This is a genomic window from Blautia intestinihominis (assembly GCF_040096655.1).
In the GTDB taxonomy this organism is placed as follows: domain Bacteria; phylum Bacillota; class Clostridia; order Lachnospirales; family Lachnospiraceae; genus Blautia_A; species Blautia_A intestinihominis.
Genome location: NZ_JBBMEI010000147.1, coordinates 1 through 2,824, shown reverse-complemented (window position 1 = coordinate 2,824; position 2,824 = coordinate 1). Strand labels below are relative to the sequence as shown.

3 protein-coding genes and 4 tRNA genes are annotated in these 2,824 nt (G+C 43.1%); 2 read left to right on the top strand and 5 right to left on the bottom strand.

The features are described from left to right. Positions 1 to 2: 2 nt before the first annotated feature. The 3 genes from WMO75_RS19170 to WMO75_RS19160 form a co-directional block, all read right to left on the bottom strand. Positions 3 to 75: transfer RNA gene (locus WMO75_RS19170), tRNA-Gly, on the bottom strand. Between the two features lie 5 nt (positions 76 to 80). After that, positions 81 to 151: transfer RNA gene (locus WMO75_RS19165), tRNA-Gly, on the bottom strand. A gap of 149 nt (positions 152 to 300) precedes the next feature. Beyond that, positions 301 to 1,233 (bottom strand): serine O-acetyltransferase, encoded by a 933-nt coding sequence (locus WMO75_RS19160; RefSeq protein ID WP_022214418.1) that lies wholly within the window; start codon positions 1,231 to 1,233, stop codon positions 301 to 303. 198 nt (positions 1,234 to 1,431) lie between these two features. Between WMO75_RS19160 and WMO75_RS19155 the strand changes: the two genes are divergently transcribed. Further along, a tRNA-Ser gene (locus WMO75_RS19155) sits at positions 1,432 to 1,519 on the top strand. Between the two features lie 73 nt (positions 1,520 to 1,592). Then, positions 1,593 to 1,663, top strand: a tRNA-Trp gene (locus WMO75_RS19150). A 75-nt stretch (positions 1,664 to 1,738) separates the two neighbouring features. Here the strand turns inward: WMO75_RS19150 and WMO75_RS19145 are convergent. After that, positions 1,739 to 2,218, bottom strand: a complete 480-nt coding sequence (locus WMO75_RS19145; protein WP_118699694.1) for a hypothetical protein — start codon at positions 2,216 to 2,218, stop codon at positions 1,739 to 1,741. A gap of 25 nt (positions 2,219 to 2,243) precedes the next feature. Next, on the bottom strand, positions 2,244 to 2,824 hold a 581-nt coding region (locus tag WMO75_RS19140; protein ID WP_349078777.1), incomplete at its 5' end, for a pyridoxamine 5'-phosphate oxidase family protein.

The following is a 2,824-nucleotide window of genomic DNA, read 5'->3' as shown; positions in this document are numbered from 1 at the left end:
AGAGCGATAGACGGGGCTCGAACCCGCGGTCTCGACCTTGGCAAGGTCGCGCGTTACCAACTACGCCACTATCGCATAAGAGCGGGTGATGGGAATCGAACCCACGTATCCAGCTTGGAAGGCTGGTGTTCTACCATTGAACTACACCCGCATATCGTTGTGCTTGCGTTGCGTTTGTGTTTCGCTCGCTTCAACGATATTGAGTATATCTTATTACTCAGTATTTGTCAACAGGTTTTTTTAATTTTTTCAATTTTTTTTATTTTATATTTTTTCTTGTTTTTATATACATAAAATGACTTAGTTTTCCCAGTCCCAGACATCTGTCTTGGAAACGGCACTTCTTGATTTCTTGATCACAAGTTCCGGGCTCTTGGCACTGACTTTGGTGTTTGCCGGAATGGATTCTGTGATGAAAGTGTTACCACCGATGATCGTATTTTCTCCGATCACAGTCTCACCGCCAAGTACAGATGCATTGGAATAGATCGTCACATTGTCGCGGATCGTTGGATGACGTTTGACATTGGCAAGCTGCTGTCCCTGTCTGGTAGAAAGCGCACCAAGAGTCACACCCTGATAAAGCTTCACATTGCATCCGATCTCCGTTGTCTCACCGATAACAACGCCAGTTCCATGGTCGATAAAGAAATAGTCACCGATCGTTGCGCCCGGGTTGATGTCGATACCTGTCTTGCCATGTGCATACTCGGTCATGATCCTCGGAATATACGGAACTTCTTCTTTATATAAAATATGCGCCAGACGATATACATAGATTGCAAACAGACCTGGATAAGAAGAAATGATTTCTTCCTTACTCTTGGCCGCCGGGTCACCGTCGAAGCCTGCCTGCACATCCTTCAGAAGACGTTGCTGCACATCCGGAAGCTGCTCAAAGAATCCTGCACAGATACGGTCTGCCTCTTCCTGTGCTCCATCCTGCTCAAGTTCCGGATTCGCATACAGAAGTGCGATCTCGATCTGTCCCTTGAGCATGTCATAAAGGTCATTCAGGCGATATCCTGCAAAATGCTCCGGGAAGATCTTCGCTGCCGAATCATTCCAGAAGTATCCTGGAAAAATAACTGAACGAAGCTGCTTGACAACATCAATGATTGCTGCCCTGCTCGGAAGCTCACGGTTGTTCTTTGGCATAAATAATTCTTCTTTTTTATAATTCTCGGTCAAAGCTTCGGTAGCTTTGAGAATCACATCTTTTTTTCTGTTCATGAATCTAACCTCTTTCCGCAATTTCTGCAAAGATGCTAATACTTGGTGTATTACTACTCTGCGGATTTCTTTCCTTATATCATATTATAGGATTGTTTTCGCGTCAACAAAAGATTCTTTTCCCGGCAAAAAAAGAATTGACCTTTCCGCGATCTGACTATATAATGGAACATGGTCAGAACATTCTGTTTCAGATTCGGAGATGTACCCAAGTGGCTGAAGGGTCCGCACTCGAAATGCGGTAGGTCGGGCAACCGGCGCGAGGGTTCAAATCCCTCCATCTCCGCTATTGACAAACAAAATATTATCTGCTATAATTCATTTTGTTGCAGATGAAATTGCAACTATTCCAATAATATAGGGGATTGGTCAAATGGTATGATAGGGGTCTCCAAAACCTTTGGTGGGAGTTCGATTCTCTCATCCCCTGCTCTTGGAAACGCTGAAAAGCCTTATAAATCAAGGGTTTTCGGCGTTTTTGATTTTCCGTAAATTACAAAGGGTATCAAATTTCATCAAATAACAACTCTGTCATTCCTAATGCCGCTGGAATTATCAGCAGCACGACTATCCATGCGCTCTGGAACAGTACCCAGGAAAGAATCGAAAGAATAAAGCAGACTACTATTTTCACACAGGCATCTGCTTTTATCTTTTGCTTTTTCAGCATTACGATGGAGGATATGAACAGGATCAGAAATATTACAAATAATAAAACAAGCCCTACTGCCACCAGAAAGGCTACAACTCCCGTCATTCCTCCAAGCAATGCTGTAAGCGAGCCTGGAAGTATAAGATATCCACTTATGTAGTCTCCGTTTTCTCCAGGGTTAGTTGCCAGATTCATACCAACCGTTGTAAGCTCTCCAGCATATCTGACAAGAAATAAAGATCCGATCCCAGCACAGAGAGAAAACATCATATAAACACCAATTAATATTGTGGAAATTAATGATCCCAGAGGGATTTTTTTATTATTCTTCATAGCATCTTCCCAGTTTTTATTTCATTCACTTCTCCTGAATCTCTTTACCGCTAATATGTTCAATGTCTATTTCAAAGAGCTGCACGGCTTTTCCTGAACGTTCGATTTCTTCGTCAATCAGCTGTTCATTTGGATAGTATTTTCTGGCGATTTTCTTAAGAATCTCTGTTGCTTCTGTGCCTTCTTCTAACAGATGACATCTGCCAAATACAACCGCACTTTGCACAAACGGTGCCCATGCTTCTTCCTCTTTTATGGTTTCATTTCCGTAAACGGTGAAGCATACTTTGTCACTGGCGCGCAGGGCATCAACTTTGTATCCGGCACGTGCTCCATGAAAATATATTTTCCCGGCATTTCTGTCATAAAAATAATTGACAGGAACTGCATAAGGATATCCGTCATCTCCATTTACCGCAAGTACGCCACGCCTGCTGCACTGCAAAAGTTCTTTCGCAGCATCAAGATCCATTTCTTTTTTCTTTCTTCGAATCGGTCTGAACATTGCTTTTCTCTCCTCATTCTTCTCTGTGGTCGAGTAGATACATCCGTTACCGAATGTATCCCTCACAGAATTCCGGACGTGCGGCTTTTCCGCATCCGGCT

Bases quoted from the DNA above. Each gene is read 5' to 3' on its own strand.
- WMO75_RS19160 (WP_022214418.1), bottom strand. From the start codon at position 1,233: ATGAACAGAAAAAAAGATGTGATTCTCAAAGCTACCGAAGCTTTGACC.
- WMO75_RS19145 (WP_118699694.1), bottom strand. From the start codon at position 2,218: ATGAAGAATAATAAAAAAATCCCTCTGGGATCATTAATTTCCACAATA.